The 16224-nt window shown below is 38.4% G+C and carries 21 protein-coding genes and 1 pseudogene; 19 read left to right on the top strand and 3 right to left on the bottom strand.

The genetic code is table 11. The features are described 5' to 3' along the window. Nucleotides 1-102 precede the first annotated feature (102 nt). The 7 genes from ABU914_RS04325 (at nucleotide 103) to bcp (ending at nucleotide 4176) form a co-directional block, all read left to right on the top strand. Nucleotides 103-501 (top strand): YidH family protein, encoded by a 399-nt coding sequence (locus ABU914_RS04325; protein ID WP_379668527.1) that lies wholly within the window; start codon nucleotides 103-105, stop codon nucleotides 499-501. A gap of 56 nt (nucleotides 502-557) precedes the next feature. Next, nucleotides 558-818: a metal-sensitive transcriptional regulator gene (locus tag ABU914_RS04320; protein WP_379668526.1), complete on the top strand. Its 261-nt coding sequence runs from the start codon at nucleotides 558-560 to the stop codon at nucleotides 816-818. A gap of 160 nt (nucleotides 819-978) precedes the next feature. Then, a complete protein-coding gene (locus tag ABU914_RS04315; RefSeq protein WP_379668525.1) occupies nucleotides 979-1458 on the top strand; it encodes a DsrE/DsrF/DrsH-like family protein in 480 nt (159 codons plus the stop codon). A 71-nt stretch (nucleotides 1459-1529) separates the two neighbouring features. After that, nucleotides 1530-1832, top strand: coding sequence for a rhodanese-like domain-containing protein (locus tag ABU914_RS04310; RefSeq protein ID WP_379668601.1), 303 nt, complete (start codon nucleotides 1530-1532; stop codon nucleotides 1830-1832). A gap of 281 nt (nucleotides 1833-2113) precedes the next feature. After that, nucleotides 2114-2416 (top strand): rhodanese-like domain-containing protein, encoded by a 303-nt coding sequence (locus ABU914_RS04305; protein ID WP_379668524.1) that lies wholly within the window; start codon nucleotides 2114-2116, stop codon nucleotides 2414-2416. Between the two features lie 35 nt (nucleotides 2417-2451). Next, on the top strand, nucleotides 2452-3585 hold the full coding sequence (locus ABU914_RS04300; RefSeq protein ID WP_379668523.1) for an MBL fold metallo-hydrolase: 1134 nt from the start codon (nucleotides 2452-2454) through the stop codon (nucleotides 3583-3585). A gap of 120 nt (nucleotides 3586-3705) precedes the next feature. Continuing rightward, nucleotides 3706-4176 (top strand): thioredoxin-dependent thiol peroxidase, encoded by a 471-nt coding sequence (bcp, locus tag ABU914_RS04295; protein WP_379668522.1) that lies wholly within the window; start codon nucleotides 3706-3708, stop codon nucleotides 4174-4176. Between the two features lie 38 nt (nucleotides 4177-4214). Here the strand turns inward: bcp and ABU914_RS04290 are convergent, their stop codons facing one another. Then, complete coding sequence (locus ABU914_RS04290) at nucleotides 4215-4706, bottom strand: YndM family protein (RefSeq protein ID WP_379668521.1); 492 nt, start codon at nucleotides 4704-4706, stop codon at nucleotides 4215-4217. Between the two features lie 614 nt (nucleotides 4707-5320). Between ABU914_RS04290 and ABU914_RS04285 the strand changes: the two genes are divergently transcribed. After that, nucleotides 5321-6229: a DUF4349 domain-containing protein gene (locus ABU914_RS04285; protein ID WP_379668520.1), complete on the top strand. Its 909-nt coding sequence runs from the start codon at nucleotides 5321-5323 to the stop codon at nucleotides 6227-6229. Nucleotides 6230-6240: 11 nt separating this feature from the next. Here the strand turns inward: ABU914_RS04285 and ABU914_RS04280 are convergent, their stop codons facing one another. Next, nucleotides 6241-7026, bottom strand: a complete 786-nt coding sequence (locus ABU914_RS04280; protein WP_379668519.1) for an HAD family hydrolase — start codon at nucleotides 7024-7026, stop codon at nucleotides 6241-6243. Nucleotides 7027-7200: 174 nt separating this feature from the next. Here ABU914_RS04280 and ABU914_RS04275 point away from each other — a divergent pair, with 174 nt between their 5' ends. The 6 genes from ABU914_RS04275 (at nucleotide 7201) to ABU914_RS04250 (ending at nucleotide 12086) form a co-directional block, all read left to right on the top strand. Continuing rightward, entirely contained in the window at nucleotides 7201-8178 is a 978-nt protein-coding gene (locus ABU914_RS04275; protein ID WP_379668518.1) for a C40 family peptidase, read from the top strand. A gap of 167 nt (nucleotides 8179-8345) precedes the next feature. Continuing rightward, on the top strand, nucleotides 8346-8732 hold the full coding sequence (locus tag ABU914_RS04270; RefSeq protein ID WP_379668517.1) for a hypothetical protein: 387 nt from the start codon (nucleotides 8346-8348) through the stop codon (nucleotides 8730-8732). Between the two features lie 13 nt (nucleotides 8733-8745). Next, nucleotides 8746-9381, top strand: a complete 636-nt coding sequence (locus tag ABU914_RS04265) for a PspA/IM30 family protein (protein WP_379668516.1) — start codon at nucleotides 8746-8748, stop codon at nucleotides 9379-9381. A 314-nt stretch (nucleotides 9382-9695) separates the two neighbouring features. After that, nucleotides 9696-10400, top strand: a complete 705-nt coding sequence (gene liaF / locus ABU914_RS04260) for a cell wall-active antibiotics response protein LiaF (RefSeq protein WP_379668515.1) — start codon at nucleotides 9696-9698, stop codon at nucleotides 10398-10400. Continuing rightward, complete coding sequence (locus ABU914_RS04255; RefSeq protein WP_379668514.1) at nucleotides 10400-11461, top strand: HAMP domain-containing sensor histidine kinase; 1062 nt, start codon at nucleotides 10400-10402, stop codon at nucleotides 11459-11461. Before liaF ends, ABU914_RS04255 begins: the two co-directional genes overlap by 1 nt. Continuing rightward, complete coding sequence (locus tag ABU914_RS04250) at nucleotides 11454-12086, top strand: response regulator (RefSeq protein WP_379668513.1); 633 nt, start codon at nucleotides 11454-11456, stop codon at nucleotides 12084-12086. Before ABU914_RS04255 ends, ABU914_RS04250 begins: the two co-directional genes overlap by 8 nt. 225 nt (nucleotides 12087-12311) lie before the next feature. Here ABU914_RS04250 and ABU914_RS04245 read toward each other — a convergent pair. Then, nucleotides 12312-12416: pseudogene (locus ABU914_RS04245) on the bottom strand (YozQ family protein); the annotation flags it as partial. A gap of 338 nt (nucleotides 12417-12754) precedes the next feature. On the opposite strand from ABU914_RS04245, the gene ABU914_RS04240 reads away from it, so the two are divergent. From ABU914_RS04240 to cobA, 5 genes are all read left to right on the top strand, one after another. Further along, entirely contained in the window at nucleotides 12755-12874 is a 120-nt protein-coding gene (locus ABU914_RS04240; RefSeq protein ID WP_379668600.1) for a DUF2292 domain-containing protein, read from the top strand. 86 nt (nucleotides 12875-12960) lie between these two features. Then, nucleotides 12961-13665, top strand: coding sequence for a phosphoadenylyl-sulfate reductase (locus tag ABU914_RS04235; RefSeq protein WP_379668599.1), 705 nt, complete (start codon nucleotides 12961-12963; stop codon nucleotides 13663-13665). Nucleotides 13666-13686: 21 nt separating this feature from the next. Next, nucleotides 13687-14832 carry a sulfate adenylyltransferase gene (gene sat / locus ABU914_RS04230; RefSeq protein WP_379668512.1) on the top strand — a complete coding sequence of 382 codons (1146 nt, stop codon included), beginning with the start codon at nucleotides 13687-13689 and terminating at the stop codon, nucleotides 14830-14832. A 2-nt stretch (nucleotides 14833-14834) separates the two neighbouring features. Further along, on the top strand, nucleotides 14835-15434 hold the full coding sequence (gene cysC / locus ABU914_RS04225) for an adenylyl-sulfate kinase (RefSeq protein ID WP_379668511.1): 600 nt from the start codon (nucleotides 14835-14837) through the stop codon (nucleotides 15432-15434). Between the two features lie 4 nt (nucleotides 15435-15438). After that, complete coding sequence (gene cobA, locus ABU914_RS04220; RefSeq protein WP_379668510.1) at nucleotides 15439-16209, top strand: uroporphyrinogen-III C-methyltransferase; 771 nt, start codon at nucleotides 15439-15441, stop codon at nucleotides 16207-16209. Nucleotides 16210-16224: the final 15 nt, after the last annotated feature.

The following is a 16224-nucleotide window of genomic DNA, read 5'->3' as shown; positions in this document are numbered from 1 at the left end:
AAGAGTAAAAGGGTTGGGGTACTTAAAAATGAACGATAATAGCCGACAAGAATCTAAGTACATTCAACAACATATTTAGCATGGGTTCGCACTGCTCTTGGAATGATTGGAGTTGGATTCTTAGCAACGACATTACATTTTTACACACCGCTAAATGAAGTCATCGACAATACTCTTGCATTAATGATTAGTCTTTTTTCATTAGTATTAGGATTAATTACGATTTTCTTTTCAACGTTTAAATATTTTCAAAATCAGAAAAATATTAATTCACAATCTTTTCGCTCTTCATCTAAAATCATCGTGTTTAATGATTTGCGTCATTTTGCTGTTAATTGCGGCTTATTACGTTTACGTCATGACTTGAGGTTTGACAATATACCACCGTGGGTATATATTAAACATTGCATACCGTTATCCAGTCGAATACTTGTTTGCTTATTAAAAGGGAGCAAAGAACGGAGAAATAAAAGCAAGCATATAGAAAGTTTTTCGAAGTAAACAGAACTTGATTACTCATTCAAAATGGTATAAATGCAGATGAAGGAGGGAGTCGAATGGAATACGACACGAAAGTTAAGAATAGAGTGCGTAGAGTTGAAGGTCAAGTTCGAGCTATTTTGCGAATGATGAATGAAGGTAAAGATTGCAGAGAATTAGTTTCGCAAATGTCCGCTGCAAGGAATGCTATGGATCGGGCAATTGCAATTGTTGTAAGCTCTAACTTGGAACATTGTGTAAGAGAACAAATTGAAAAAGGCGAAGATACAGATTCTCAAATTAAAGAAGCTGTTGACCTTTTAGTAAAAAGTAGATAAAGCGAGATTTATTAGGATTCTACCTCCCGTTTGAACTAAAGTAAATGACGGGTGATTGAATATGGAAAAGCTAAACACGTGCGGTTGCGACATCATAAATGAACGAATTTTTTTAATTAAAAATATACCCACGTGGGTATATGGAAATAGGAGTGTTTGTATGTCTGAAAAGAAAACAACAAATATTATTTTATTTAGTGGAGATTACGATAAGGCAATGGCAGCGTTTATCATCGCGAATGGCGCTGCAGCATATGACCATGAGGTGACCATTTTTGCAACATTTTGGGGTCTGAATGCGTTTAGAAAAGACGAACCTGTCCCTGTGAAAAAAGGGTTTTTAGAAAATATGTTTGGAAAGATGATGCCACGGGGTGCCGAAAAAATGGGACTTTCTCAAATGAACTTTGCAGGCATCGGACCTAAATTAATCAAACGTGTTATGAAAAAGCATAATGCGTTGCCGTTAGGAGACTTGATTTCCATGGCTCAAGAACAAGATGTAAAACTTGTTGCATGCACGATGACAATGGATCTTCTTGGGCTCCAAAAAGAGGAACTCATTGATGGAATTGAGTATGCCGGTGTTGCTGCTTATTTAGCTGATGCTGAAGACGGAAATGTAAATCTGTTTATTTAAGGAGTGGTCCAGTGGGTTTCATCATTTATGGTCTTTTATTTACCTTAGTTGCTTTGTTTTTCGTAAGTCGAATGTTACCTGCAAAAGGAGTGCGTCAAATATCAACTACAGAATTAAAAGGGTTGCTGAACCAAAAAGGCTATCAATTCATTGATGTTCGAACTCCTCAGGAATTTAAAGCAAATCATATACGTCGTTTTATAAATATTCCATTAACTCGTTTAATGAATAGTCAAAACAAACTATCGAAAGACAAGGAAATTGTCGTCATTTGCCAAACCGGGGCAAGAAGTAACAATGCAACGAAGATATTAAAAAAGCGAGGCTTTACAAAACTCGCAAATGTAAGAGGCGGGATGTCAGCATGGAGATAACGAGCAATGGTAACGTCAAAAGATTTATGAAAACTCTCCGAAAATTGAAGGCTTGACATTGAGCCTCCACGAGCATGACTCTTTACGCAAAGACGTAGCAATCCTTGTTGCGTAAGGCTTTATAGCCTATCATTCTCGTCACTCAATGTAAAGCCTCAGTATCTCCTCTCATAAAGGGGGGGAGAACACTTTTTACCCTTAAGTACATTAATACCAAGGGTTTTACAGTTTTTCATTAAAAAACTTTTGACAGTACGCGAGCAATTGGGGGGGGATTTGTTATGAGTGTCATTACACCGGAGGAAGTGGAGAAATTGCTAGAAACAGAAGAAATTACATTAATTGATGTTCGTGAATCCGATGAAGTTGCATTCGAGAAAATACCTGGAGTTCTTCATATTCCACTAGGTGAGTTGAATTTACGTTTAGGAGAGTTGAATAAAGAAACTAAATATGTGATTGTCTGTCGTTCAGGAAATCGGAGTGGTATTGCGACGCATCTAATGAACTTGCAAGGTTATCGAGCACTGAACATGGTTGGTGGAATGCTGCAATGGAAAGGGAAAGTTGTGTCAACGGTTTGAGAATTTAACAACGATATTTAATGGAGGAATAAAAAATGACAGTTCAAGCAATTACAGCAAAGGAAGTAACTCAGAAAGTATTGAATAAAGAAAAAGTTTTTATTCTTGACGTTCGTAATGAAGATGATTTTAACGATTGGAAAATTGAAGGGGAAAACTTTGAATATGTAAATGTTCCTTACTTTGAATTAATTGATGGAATTGAACCTATTCAAGATCGGCTCCCAAAAGATAAAGAAATTCTTGTCGTTTGTGCGAAGGAAGGCTCTTCCTTGATGGTTGCAGAAATGCTTGTAGAAGCAGGCTTCAAAGCTGTATACCTTCAAGGTGGAATGAGAACGTGGAGTGAACATCTCGAAAAAGTTAAAGTCTACGAAGATAACGACATTACAGTGTACCAATTTATCCGTGTTGGAAAAGGCTGTCTTTCCTATATGGTCGTATCAGAAGGTGAAGCACTTGTTGTTGATCCAGCACGTTTCATTGAAGAGTATGAAGCAGCAGCAGGTGAAGTTGGAGCGACAATTACACACGTCGTTGACTCTCATCTTCATGCAGACCACATTTCAGGCGGAAAAGCGCTATCTGATAAACTTGGTGCGAAATATTATTTAATGAAAAGCGAAGGCGCCATCTTTAACTTTGAACATTTAGAGAATTATGAAAAAATTGAGTTTAGCAAAGTATCTGTTGAAGTGCTAGCAGTAAAAACACCTGGGCATACACCTGGAAGTGTATCATTCTTCGTCAATAACAAATTGCTCTTTTCCGGAGATACGATTTTCATTAGTGGATTAGGTCGTCCCGACCTCGGAAACAAAGTGAAAGAATGGGCAGAAGATCTTTATAATACAGTTCATTCGAAAGTATCAGGGATTGCTGACGAAGTTGTTGTCCTGCCAAGTCACTATGCCAACTTAGATGAAGAAATTAATGAAGTTGGTTACATCGGTGATACGCTAGGTAACATTCGTGCACGAAATGAAAAAATGTTTACTGCGCCAAAAGAGGAATTTCTCGATAGTGTTGAACAGTCAGCAAGCTCAGTAAAACCACCGAACTTTGAAGAAATCATTGCGATTAACCGCGGACACGAAACAGCGACTGTTGAACAAATGTCAGAGCTAGAAATTGGACCAAACCGTTGCGCTGTTCACCATACGCATTAAAATAATGAAGCTGTCATGAATTCATGGCAGTTTCTTTTTTGAGCTATTAGTGTTGGGATTAGAAGGAAAAAGGAAAATTTGTTAAAATGATCTTTAATATATGTTTTAGGAGGCGATTTCGTGGCAGTTGAAGTCGGAAAACGAGCACCAGAATTCGAATTAAAAGCAAATACAGGCGAAAGCGTTAAGCTTTCAGACTTTAGAGGGAAGTACGTTATCGTTTATTTTTATCCGAAAGATATGACGCCAGGTTGCACAACACAAGCGTGTGATTTTCGCGATCATCATGAAAGTTTTAAAGAACTAGATGCGGTCATTCTTGGGATTAGTCCTGATCCGATTGATCGCCATCAAAAGTTTATTGACAAGCATGATTTGCCTTTTTTACTATTAGCTGATGAAGATCATAAAGTCGCTGAAGCGTACGATGTTTGGAAACTAAAAAAAATGTTCGGAAAAGAATATATGGGTATCGAGCGCTCCACCTTTCTCATTGATAAAGAAGGCATCGTCATGAAAGAGTGGAGAAAGGTGAGAGTAAAAGGTCACGTTGAAGAAGCGCTCGAATATTTAAAGGAAACAAAAGCATAAAGCTAAGCAAAGGAGAATCTTGGAAAAGACTCTCCTTTTTATTTTTTATATGGATCATTCTGGTCTTCATGGTACGATTTATTTTGTACGTTTTGATGATATGTTGTACCGTCTTGGACATCGGTTTCATCAGCAAACTCTGTCGAAAACGATTCGTTTAGAGTTTGGTTATCTTTATTTTGTCCATCAAATACTTGTGCATTGACGTAGGAATGATAAAACCATTCTCCCACTGCAATCGCTAATGAAGAAATTAGTGATGCAGTTGCAACGGAAATGGGTTCATTTATGACAGCTGTACCGATTAACCAAATCGTAATGAAAGAAAGACCAAAGTCTGCAAAGGTCGCAATTGTATTATTGAAATTGCGAAGAATAAGTAGATCACCAATCACATATGCAAGTGGTGTTAAAATGACTGAAATCGTAATAATTTCACCAAAATCAACACCGAAGAAAAGCCCGAGTATAACCCAAAGAACGGCGGTCACCATGATAAACTTTATAATTAGTGCTTTCACATGCTCCACCCGTCGTTCACCTCCTTGTGTTTAGTCTTTCTATAGCGTTTTCTTATTCCAAAAAATTATCCATGACCGTGAAACTTTTTTTCAGTAAAAGATGTCTAAATAATTAAAGGTTAATTATTGCTTCATCAATTCTCACAGTTGAACGAAACGGCGAGTGGAGTTAATTGCAGGCTCGGACGTTGCCACAGGATTCAAACAAAGCACTGAGAGTACCTAGAACAACAGAAGGTGTCTTGAACGTGGCGTTCTTAGTCAGCGTTACATAGCGTCTGCATCGGAAAAGCGAAGGATTTTGTCAGAACGACTTAAGCTAACTTTCCTCCGAAAGAAATTACGGATTGAAGACCTCTATATGAAGGGAATGTCGCAAGTATTCCATTTCGGCTAATACTGTATGGGGAGAAAATCGATAGTTACGTAAAGGAGTCTTCTTTTTTTATGAGCGTATCTTTTGCTGTCCTTGTATTTTGTAGTAGACCGTGTTTGGAATGGAACAGCTCGATTGCTAAGTAAATTGATGCGTTAAATAAAGCGTAGGTAGGGTAGTTCACTTACGGCAGTTTATCGATATTGTACTTTTTCGATAAATCCAAAGAATAAAAGGGTGGTTTTAAATGAAAAATGTATTAAAGTCAACGATGCTTTTATGTTGTCTATTTCTGTTCACGGCATGCAACAGTAACAGCTTTGAAGATGATACTCGATCGAGCGACCAGTTAGCGACAACGGAGCAAACAAAAATGGAACAAGAGGAAAGTGATATCGCGATTGAACAAATGGAAAGTGGGCAAAATAATATTCCAGAAACGCGAAATATAGCTAAAGATGAGCGGAAAGTGATGTATACCGCACATATGGAAATTGTAGTCGCTGATTATGCTGAAACTGTAGAAAACGTTACAGAACTTGTAAAAAAAGAAAAAGGGTATATCGTCAGTTCGACCGTTCATCGTGATAACACGAATAGCATATATGGTTATGTAACAATCAAAATTCCCCAAGAGAGATTTGAGCCAGTTCTGAAAAATATTGCCAATTTCAGTCTTGAAGTGAAAGAACAACAAGTACAAGGCGAAGATGTAACAGAGGAGTATGTTGATTTAGAAGCACGTTTAAAAGCAAAGCGTGATGTGAAGGACAAGTTAGAAGCATTTTTAAAAGATGCGACAGAAACAAAAGATTTACTCGCGATTTCAGAACAAATTGGCAACGTACAAGAAGAAATTGAACAGATAGAAGGAAGATTGAATTATTTAAAAAACGAAACAGATTATTCAACCGTAACGATTTCAATGACAGAGAGGAATGTAAATGTCGGAGAAATCGGCTCAAAAGAACAAAATACGTGGGTACGTGCGAAACAATTGCTCGTATCAACAATGAATGGAATTCTTTCGGTCATTTCAGGAACAATCGTAATTGTCATTGGTCTTTCCCCAATTATTATTCCAGTTCTAATCATCGCCATTGCAATTTTGATTTATCGGAAGCGGAAAAAGAAAAAAGAAGCAAGTCGGGAGTGACGCACTCCCACTTATTTCTCTTTAACAATCTTAAATAGCTCTTCAAGTGAGGTAATTTCGTAATCAGGGACAATTTCTTCATCGTGTTGTTTATTATCACGGTTAATCCAGACAGATGTGATGCCCGTTTGATTTGCACCGTGTATGTCTGTCGTTAATTTATCACCGACCATAATTGCTTCTTCTTTACTTACATCAAGTAAATCAAGTGCATAGTTAAAGAGTGATACATCGGGTTTTCCACGACCGAATCCCCCAGAAATTACAATATGATCAAAGTAAGGAGGTAATTTTGGTACACCAGATAATTTTTCGTTTTGTAAATCAGGCGAACCGTTCGTAAGTAATAGCAGTTTGTAATTTTTTTTGAGCTCTTCTAAGACTGGATACGTTTCATCATAAACGTAATGTTTCGTGCGACGAATTTTAGGGAATAATTCAGCTAATGTCGCTCCGAGCTCTTTGTCTTCATAACCGAGCGCTTTTAACCCTGCCGTCCAAGCGTCTTTTCGGTATGTAGGAACGATGTTTGCAAGTTTACGAAAATCATCCGTATCATCACGGAATTTCCCCCAAAACCCTTCAAATGGATTAATCCCAATCATTTTTGTAAATTCAAAAGTTTCATATGAAGCATATAATTTGCGTGCTGCTTTTTTCACTTCTTCTTCTAACTTCTTCGGATCGAGCTGGTATTTTTCCGCAGCCACTTGGCACGTTTCCGCAAATGCCTCATTTACACTTCGATCATCCCATAAAAGAGTATCGTCTAAGTCAAACATAATCGCTTTGATCATTTCTTTCCCTGCTTTCCCTCAGTCATTCAGCCTATTTTCTTATTCGTAATACGTATAGTGTAGCACGAAAACGCTCTGTTACAAAATAGTAATCTAGTAAACATAGATTTGAAATACAAATTTTGTAATATGGAACGTGAGCAGCTAAGAATGGAACAACAAGGGGGACATCAAATGGTACAGACATCAGGAAAAAACCTTTTTAAAAAAGTAACAATTTCAGTAGCGTTAGCAGGAGCTTTTGCATTTACGTCATTTGTCATTGATTTTGATAGTCATGTTGCATCTGCTTCGCAAGAGTATAACGTCAATCAAATATTAAAAGTAGGCTCTCGTGGTGCAGAAGTAACGAAACTGCAAAAAGAACTCAAAGCGCAAAAACACTTTTCTTCCAAAGTGGATGGCATCTATGGTCCGTTAACGAAAAATGCTGTCGTTAAGTTTCAGCAAAAGCACAACTTGCAAGTAGATGGCATAGCTGGACCACAAACATTACGAGCATTGAACCACTCCTTGTCAGCGACAACATCGAAGCAAACATCGTCTACCGTATTACGAAATGGAAGTCGCGGGCAAGCAGTGAAAGACTTGCAATCTCAGTTAAAAAAGCTAAATTATTATAAATCAGCAGTCGATGGGATTTACGGTTCACAAACAATGAGTGCGGTTCGTGCGTTTCAGCGCGATAATGGGTTAGCAGTAGATGGCATAGCTGGATCTCAAACTTTTGCAGCTTTAAAAAATCCAGTGAAATCTTCCACTGAAAAAGCGCAAGTAAAAAGCAACGTTATCGTCGATATGTCTGCACTCGTAAAAACAGCGAAAAAGTACAAAGGCGTTCCTTACAAATGGGGTGGAACAACACCGAAAGGTTTTGACTGTAGTGGATTTATTAATTATGTATTTAAAGAACACGGAATTTCACTGCCACGGACCGTTGCATCCATGTGGAGTAGCGGAACGAAAGTAAACAGTCCAAGCGTTGGAGATATAGTCTTTTTTAATACGTCCGGATCTGGTGCTTCACATGCTGGTATTTATATCGGAAATAACGAATTCATCCATGCTGGCTCATCGACAGGGGTAACAATTGCAAACTTAAATAATAGCTATTGGAAACCACGTTATTTAGGTGCAAAAAAACTACATTAATATAGAAGCGACACCTTCACCCAACAATCGGGCAAGGTGTTTTTTTATTATTGCTAAATTCAAATCGGACTTTAGTCCGAGATAAAACCAACCTGTAGCTCGTTATGAATCGTTAAGATGAAAGGTAACATGAAAGATAAGAAAGTAGCGAAAGGGAGGTGGTTCCTATGATGGCAAAAACAGTTTTCGGAATGATTTTTCTATTGTTTGGTGGCTTGATCTTTTTCAATGTCCTTGGCTTAGGCTGGCTTGTAAGACTAGTCTTTTCTCTCGTCATCATCGTTTATGCAATAAACAAATTAAAGCAGACAGAAACGTCGAAACAAAAAGGCTTTTGGATCGTCATTCTTCTTTTTGGAATGCTTCTCTTGTTTGGTGGTGTCCATCTGTTGTTTGGCTTGTTAGTCGGTCTTTCTCTCATATTTGTCGGGTTTAAAATAGTGAAGAGCGATGATAGGTGCAATGCACCAGGTGATCCATTAAAACTTTACGGAAACACAGCTATGTATGAAGACGCGTTTGACATCGAATGGAATAAAAGAATGAAAAAGTAAGGAGAATGGTAATATGGTATTTAAAAGAATCCGAGATTTTACAACCGCTACGATCCATGAATGGATCGATGGTCTTGAAGATCCGATGATGATGCTAAAACAGTATATTCGTGACATGGAAGTTGAAATTGAGAAGGCTGAACGTGCAATAGCAAAGCAAAAAGCATTAGTGAGTAAATTTCAAAGACAGGCTGACGAGGCGAGAAAGTTTGTTGTAAAGCGTACTGGTCAAGCTCAGTTAGCTGTTGAAGCGGGTGAAGAAGATCTCGCAAGACAAGCTTTGCATAGTAAGTTACAATATGAAGAACAAGTTCAACAATATGAAAAATTTCAAAGAGATGCAGACGTACAACAACAACAGTTAATGAAACAACTACACGAAATGAAAGAACGCTACCAACTTTTAAAAGATCGTAAACATGCGATGGCAGCAAAAGCACAAGCCGTGAAATCGAAGGAATCAATTAGTGAGATGATTGCAAAATTAGATTGTGACAGAATTATTTCGAGTTTTTCACGAATTGAAGACAAAATCTTTGAAATGGAACATCGTTCAAAATTAAATATGAACGAGTCATACGATCTCCGAATGACAAAGCTAGAGCATCATAAAGCCATCGAAGAGGAATTAAACAAACTAAAAGCGTAATCTTATTCTATAATCTTGTTTAAAGCGAGACATCCATTGGTGTAGCCAATAGTTAGTGAGACTTATCAGAGTCTTATAGCATCCGGAGGAACGATGAGATGTACGGTACGCTTAACCGTAGAAAAGCAAAGCTTATCAGGTTATTAGCGCCCGTTTATCATAAGGTGCTACGGGCGCTTAACATGTTGAAAAGGAAAGCTTATTAGGTTCAACTGTAAAGCATTTATGTGTGTTTGACTCGTGGAAATAACGAGACGGACATCGTAATGGATGTCCGTTTTCAAACGTATCGATAGAGTGGAAGGGAGGACGCGATGCAAACACAAAACAATCGTTATATCGGGCTAGCTATCATTGTGATTGGTGTCATCATTTTAATTAATAGTTTACAAATTCATGCGTTTGTTAGTCGGTTTTTATTGCCTGTCATTTTTGTAGCCATCGGTCTTCACTTCTATCGGCATCATCATCGTTTACTAGCAGGTATTTTGTTTGGATTAGCGATTATTTTATTTTTTAAGATTAATATTTTCGGGCTCATTGTCGCAGGGCTATTCATTTATTTTGGGTATAACATGTTAAAAAAGGAAGATCCAGATGACGAGTATCAAAATGGCAATGAAAAGACTTTTCATACGCATCAGAGTGTAGGCAATGTAAAAAAATCTTTCATTGGGGAAGTGCATTATACTCATGCCCGTTTCGACCTTGAAGATTTAACGATCCAGCAAGGCATTGGTGACGTGAAAATCGATTTAACAAAGGCGATCATTAAAGACGGTGAGACGGTCATTATCGTAAATGGGTGGGTCGGCGATATTGATATTTATGTTCCTTATGATCTGAATGTCAGTGTTGATGCATCGGTGAGCTTTGGCGATCTTAAAGTACTAGGACAAAGTGAAGGTGGCGTGAATCGGAACATTTCTATAAGAACCGCACAGTATGAAGAATCGTCGAAAAAAGTGAAACTCATTCTCTCCCTTTTTATCGGAGATATTGACGTGAGGTACTTATAATGAAGCGAAGAAAACGATTATTGAGCATTCAATGGCAATTTGTCCGTGTTGCGATCGGTCTTTGTTTCGTGATGACCATCATTCTTTTGCTTCTGCTTTTTAATCATCCGAAAGAGTTGTTTCTACTATTTAAACAAGTAAAATGGGGTCTTCCCACAATTCTTTTACTATTGTTTACACCGATTGTAGTTGGAGCCATATTTGGTTATATCTATGGAAATTACGTTAAAAAACGGCTTGAAGTGATTACAGAAGGAACACTTGCTTACGAACGTGGAAATTTCACGTATCGAGTACCACATATCGGGGAAGATGAAATTGGGCAAATGAGTATGCATTTAAACGAAATGGCAAAAAGAGTTGAAGACCAAGTTGCATCTTTACAGCGACTGTCCACTGAAAAAGCAGAATGGAATGAAACGTTGAAACAAGCGGCAATTACCAAAGAAAGGCAACGACTTGCTCGCGAACTTCATGACGCAGTCAGCCAGCAATTGTTTGCAATTTCAATGATGACATCTGCTGCCGGAAAAACTGTCGCTCACCAGCCCGACAAAGCTAAAAGCCAAGTTGCAGCGATTGAACAGATGGCAAATGAAGCACAATCTGAAATGCGAGCGCTTCTCCTTCATTTGCGTCCGACACATCTTGAAGGAAAAAAGTTAAAAGAAGGAATCGACAATCTTCTTGATGAATTAAAAACGAAATATCATTTATCAATCTCTTGGCAAGTTGAAGAAATTACAGGTTTGTCAAAAGGGATTGAAGACCATCTCTTCAGAATTATTCAAGAAGCGATTTCGAATACGCTTCGTCATGCGAAAGCATCTGCGATCGAGCTTATTTTGTATATGGTTAACGAACAAGTGCGATTAAAAATAACAGATAACGGAATCGGATTCAACGTAAATGAGCAGAAAACATCGTCTTATGGGTTACGTACGATGGTAGAGAGAGTCAATGAAATCGGCGGAATGATCGAAATTTTTTCGCGTCCGCAAAAAGGAACTGAAATCGAAGTAAAAGTTCCTGTCGTTAAAGGAAGGGATAGCGATGATTAAAGTATTGTTAGTCGATGATCATGAAATGGTAAGAATGGGGCTAGCTGCTTATTTAGCAACGACAGAAGATATTGAAGTCGTTGGTGAAGCAAGAAACGGAAAAGAAGGTGTTGAACTCGCAAACGCACTCAAGCCAGATGTTATTTTAATGGATCTTGTCATGGATGAGATGAATGGAATCGAAGCGACGAAGCAAATTACAACCCAATTGCCGAATACGAAAGTCATTGTGCTCACGAGCTTCGTCGACGACGAAAAAGTGTACCCGGTAATCGAAGCGGGTGCGTTAAGCTATTTGCTGAAGACATCAAAAGCATCTCAAATTGCTTACGCAATTCGAGCTGCTGCTAACGGTGAGCCTGTCGTTGAAAGCAAAGTGGCAGGAAAGATGATGTCACGTTATCGCAAAATGAATGATCCACTTCCGCACGATGCACTAACCGAACGAGAACGTGAAGTTCTAAAACTCATTGCCCATGGAAAATCGAATCAAGAAATTGCTGATGAGCTATTTATAGGAATTAAGACTGTTAAGACACACGTGAGTCATATTTTTCAAAAGTTAGCTGTAGAGGATCGGACACAAGCGGCAATTTATGCACTCCGAAATAAACTTGATGTTTAATTTAGGATTCAGTGAATGATTCGTCGTTAGGCAACGTATTCTATTGTCGGAGACTTTAAAATTTAGGAAGAACATGACTTTTACAAAAAAATGAGAATTTAATGTCGGGAACGGTCTGACCATTGGTTTGGAATTCTTAACAATGATTATAACGTTAAATCATTAGCAAGCTAGAGGCAGGTACAACACATAAAAAGGTTTTTGAAAATTACACATTCAGAAATTTTAACGGCGGCTTTTTTTGACACCATCAATTTCACTACCAATGGTCCCTTCAGTCAGTGTATCGCTCATTAGTTCATGAATTATCGCAAGACGCCATGATAACTCAGAATTTCTGTTTAATCTTCAGACTCATAATTTTTAGTCATTTGTTCGGATGTTTTTCGTCGTTCACGATTATAATCCCCCAGGTTTTTTGACCTCTCTTTAGTTTATTAAGTTTTTATTCATATTTATTTCTCTTTTTTGTTATGTCATGATATTAAAAACATAACAAACTACGAAAAAAATAAATTTAATTTTAACACTTGATTTATTGGAAAAAACAAGATATTATAAATGCAACCATTAAACCTAGTAAGTGGATATGAAAAGTGTTTTTAGTAAGTCTTCGTATGAAGGGGGACTGCTGGTTGGATAAACGACAGAAAGAATTAAACGGGTTAATGGAGCGACTTGATGAGATGTTACAAACACTTGCATACGGTTCCATCACGATCATTGTTCAAGACGGCAAAGTTGTTCAACTTGAAAAACATGAAAAAATGCGAATCAGAGAGCGCTGACTAGACAACTAGAGGCGGTTTATCGTTCGGTCATTAACTGGATGATAGCCGTCTTTTTTGTTTCAAAGGAGGGATAGGTTTTGGAGATTTTAATGTATTCAACTTGGAATAACGAGCGTGTGAACCGCTTGCAAAACATTTTTAAAGATAGTCTTGATGTGTTGAAATGGGCGTATTCCGAGTACAGTGATGAGATTTTATATGCATGTAGTTTTGGTGCGGAAGGAATCGTTTTGATTGATCTCATAAGCAAAGTGAAAAAAGATGCGAGAATTGTATTTTTAGATACGGATCTTCATTTTAAAGAGACGTATTTGTTAATTGATGAAGTAAATGCTAAATATTCGGATTTGCAAATCGAAAGCGTCAAACCTCTGTTAACAGTTAAACAGCAAGCAGAAAGATACGGTGATCGACTATGGGAGCGAGCACCAGACCATTGCTGTCATCTTCGTAAAATTGAACCGTTAAGCGAACAATTAAATGGTGTGTCTGCTTGGATTTCAGGATTGCGCCGTGAACAATCACTTTCGAGGCGCCAGACAAACTACATTAACAAAGATGAAAAATTTCAATCGATAAAAATCTGTCCGTTGATCGATTGGACGTGGAAAGAAATTTGGACGTATATCGAACTTCACGAATTGCCGTATAACATTCTTCATGACAAAGGCTATCCAAGTATCGGTTGTGAAAAATGCACCGTTCCTGCCAGTAACTCTGAAGACTTTCGTTCTGGAAGATGGGCAAATAGCGAAAAAACAGAGTGCGGATTACATGAATCAAATTAAAAAACAAAGGGGTTGCACGATATGAGTAGCATTCAGCCACATGGCGGTACACTTATTCAAAGAATGGATCCGAATGTACAAGTAGCCACAATTGCAAAAGAAATTGAGATTGATAGCTTTGCGCTCAGTGATTTGGAGTTAATTGCAAATGGCGCTTACAGTCCGTTAGAAGGCTTTCTCGGAAAACAAGACTATGAATCGGTCGTTCGTGAAATGCGTCTCACAAACGGAGACATTTGGAGCATTCCGATTACATTGCCGATTAGTGAAGAAAAAGCAAATGAACTAGACATTGGTGAACGAGTCAAGCTCACATATAACGGGATCGTATATGGCGTCATCGATGTTCAAGAAATGTATCAACCGAATAAAGTGACAGAATCTAAGCTTGTCTATGGGACGAACGACAATGAGCATCCTGGTGTAGCGAAACTGTTTCAAAGAGGGAACGTGTATGTTGCAGGTCCAATCACGCTTGTTAGGCGACCGGATAAGCGATTTGCTGAATTTCATCTCGATCCAATTGAAACGAGAAAACAATTTGAAAAGTTTAATTGGAAAACTGTCGTTGGTTTCCAAACGCGTAATCCTGTGCACCGTGCTCACGAATATATTCAAAAGTCTGCACTTGAAATTGTCGACGGGTTATTTTTAAACCCGCTTGTTGGTGACACGAAATCTGATGATATTCCAGCTCATATCCGTATGGAAAGCTATCAAGTTTTGCTTGAACATTATTATCCGGAAAACCGTGTGTTTTTAGCTGTATTTCCAGCTGCAATGCGGTATGCGGGACCGCGTGAAGCGGTGTTCCATGCGATTGTTCGTAAAAATTACGGCTGTACACATTTTATCGTCGGTCGTGATCACGCAGGCGTAGGCAATTATTACGGAACGTATGAAGCTCAAGAACTCATCAGCCATGTAGAAGATGAGCTTGAAATGACAATTTTAAAATTCGAACATAGCTTTTATTGCAAAAAATGTGAAAATATTGCTTCATCAAAAACGTGCCCACATGATGAAGCGGATCATCTCATTTTATCAGGAACTAAAGTTCGAGAAATGCTCCGTAATGGGGAACGACCACCGAAAGAGTTTAGCCGGAAAGAAGTGATTAACGTCTTAATTCAAGGAATAAAGGAAAAAAAGGAGCGAGCGCTTTAACGATGGTGAATAACATTATTTGGCATGAATCTACGGTTTCGAAAGTCGATCGCCAACGACTTAATGAACATAAAAGTGCTGTTTTATGGTTCACAGGTTTATCAGGATCAGGCAAGTCGACGTTAGCCAATATGGTCGATGCGAAATTGTATGCACGAGGCGTTCGCAGCTATGTACTTGATGGTGATAATATCCGCCATGGCTTAAACAAAGGGCTAGGATTTAGCGAGGCGGATCGGAAAGAAAACATTCGCAGAATTGGGGAAGTAGCGAAGTTGTTCGTTGACAGCGGACAAATAGTGCTAACAGCGTTTATTTCACCCTTTTTAGATGATCGTTTAACCGTTAGACATTTTTTTCATAACGGGGAATTTTTCGAAGTTTATGTAAAATGTCCGCTTGCAGAATGTGAAAAACGCGACCCGAAAGGACTGTATAAAAAAGCAAGAAATGGAGAAATTCCAAATTTTACAGGAATTTCATCTCCATATGAAGAACCGATAAATCCCGAACTTGTCATCGAGACCGATCAGTTGACAATCGAGGAGGCAGCAGATGAAATCATTATGTTTTTAGAAAAGAAAAAACTTATTAAGAGGTGACAACGTGAACAACGGAAAAGTCTATATTGTAGGTGCGGGTCCAGGCGATCCGGAGTTAATTACGGTGAAAGGGTTAAGGGCAATTCAAGAAGCAGATGTCATTTTGTATGACCGTCTTATCAACAACGACTTATTAGGCTATGCAAAACGATCAGCGGAACTCATTTACTGCGGGAAACTTCCTAACTATTATCCGTTACAGCAAGAAACGATTCATAAGTTTTTAATTAAATATGCAAAAAATGGAAACGTTGTGACGAGGTTAAAAGGTGGCGACCCGTTCGTATTCGGAAGAGGAGCGGAAGAAGCGGAAGTGCTTCAAGCGCATAACATTTCTTTTGAGATTGTACCTGGGATTACTGCAGGAATTGCTGCACCCGCTTATGCGGGTATTCCAGTGACTCATCGACAGTATAGCGGTTCGGTAGCTATTGTAACGGGGCATAGGCAATCAGGTGAAGTTCAATGGGAAAACATCGCAAAAGGAATTGATACGATCGTCATATATATGGGTATGAGGAATCTAGCTCACATTTGTGAACAACTAGTCACACATGGTCGCGGAAAACAAACACCAGTTGCAATCATTCATTGGGGGACGAAGAAAGAACAGCGTACAGTTACCGGAACGCTTTCCGATATTGTTGAAAAAGTAAGTACTGAAAACGTAACAAACCCGGCGATTATTGTTATTGGTGAAGTTGTGAAATTGAACAACAAACTTTCATGGTATCAACATGAGTTGGCCAACATTGATTTGCCATTAATCATATGAGAAAGAGTGATGACC

The organism is Pueribacillus sp. YX66, assembly GCF_041725775.1.
Classification (GTDB): Bacteria; Bacillota; Bacilli; order Bacillales; family UBA6769; genus Pueribacillus.
Note: the sequence above shows the minus strand (reverse complement) of the source record. Positions and strands in the feature narration are given on the sequence as shown.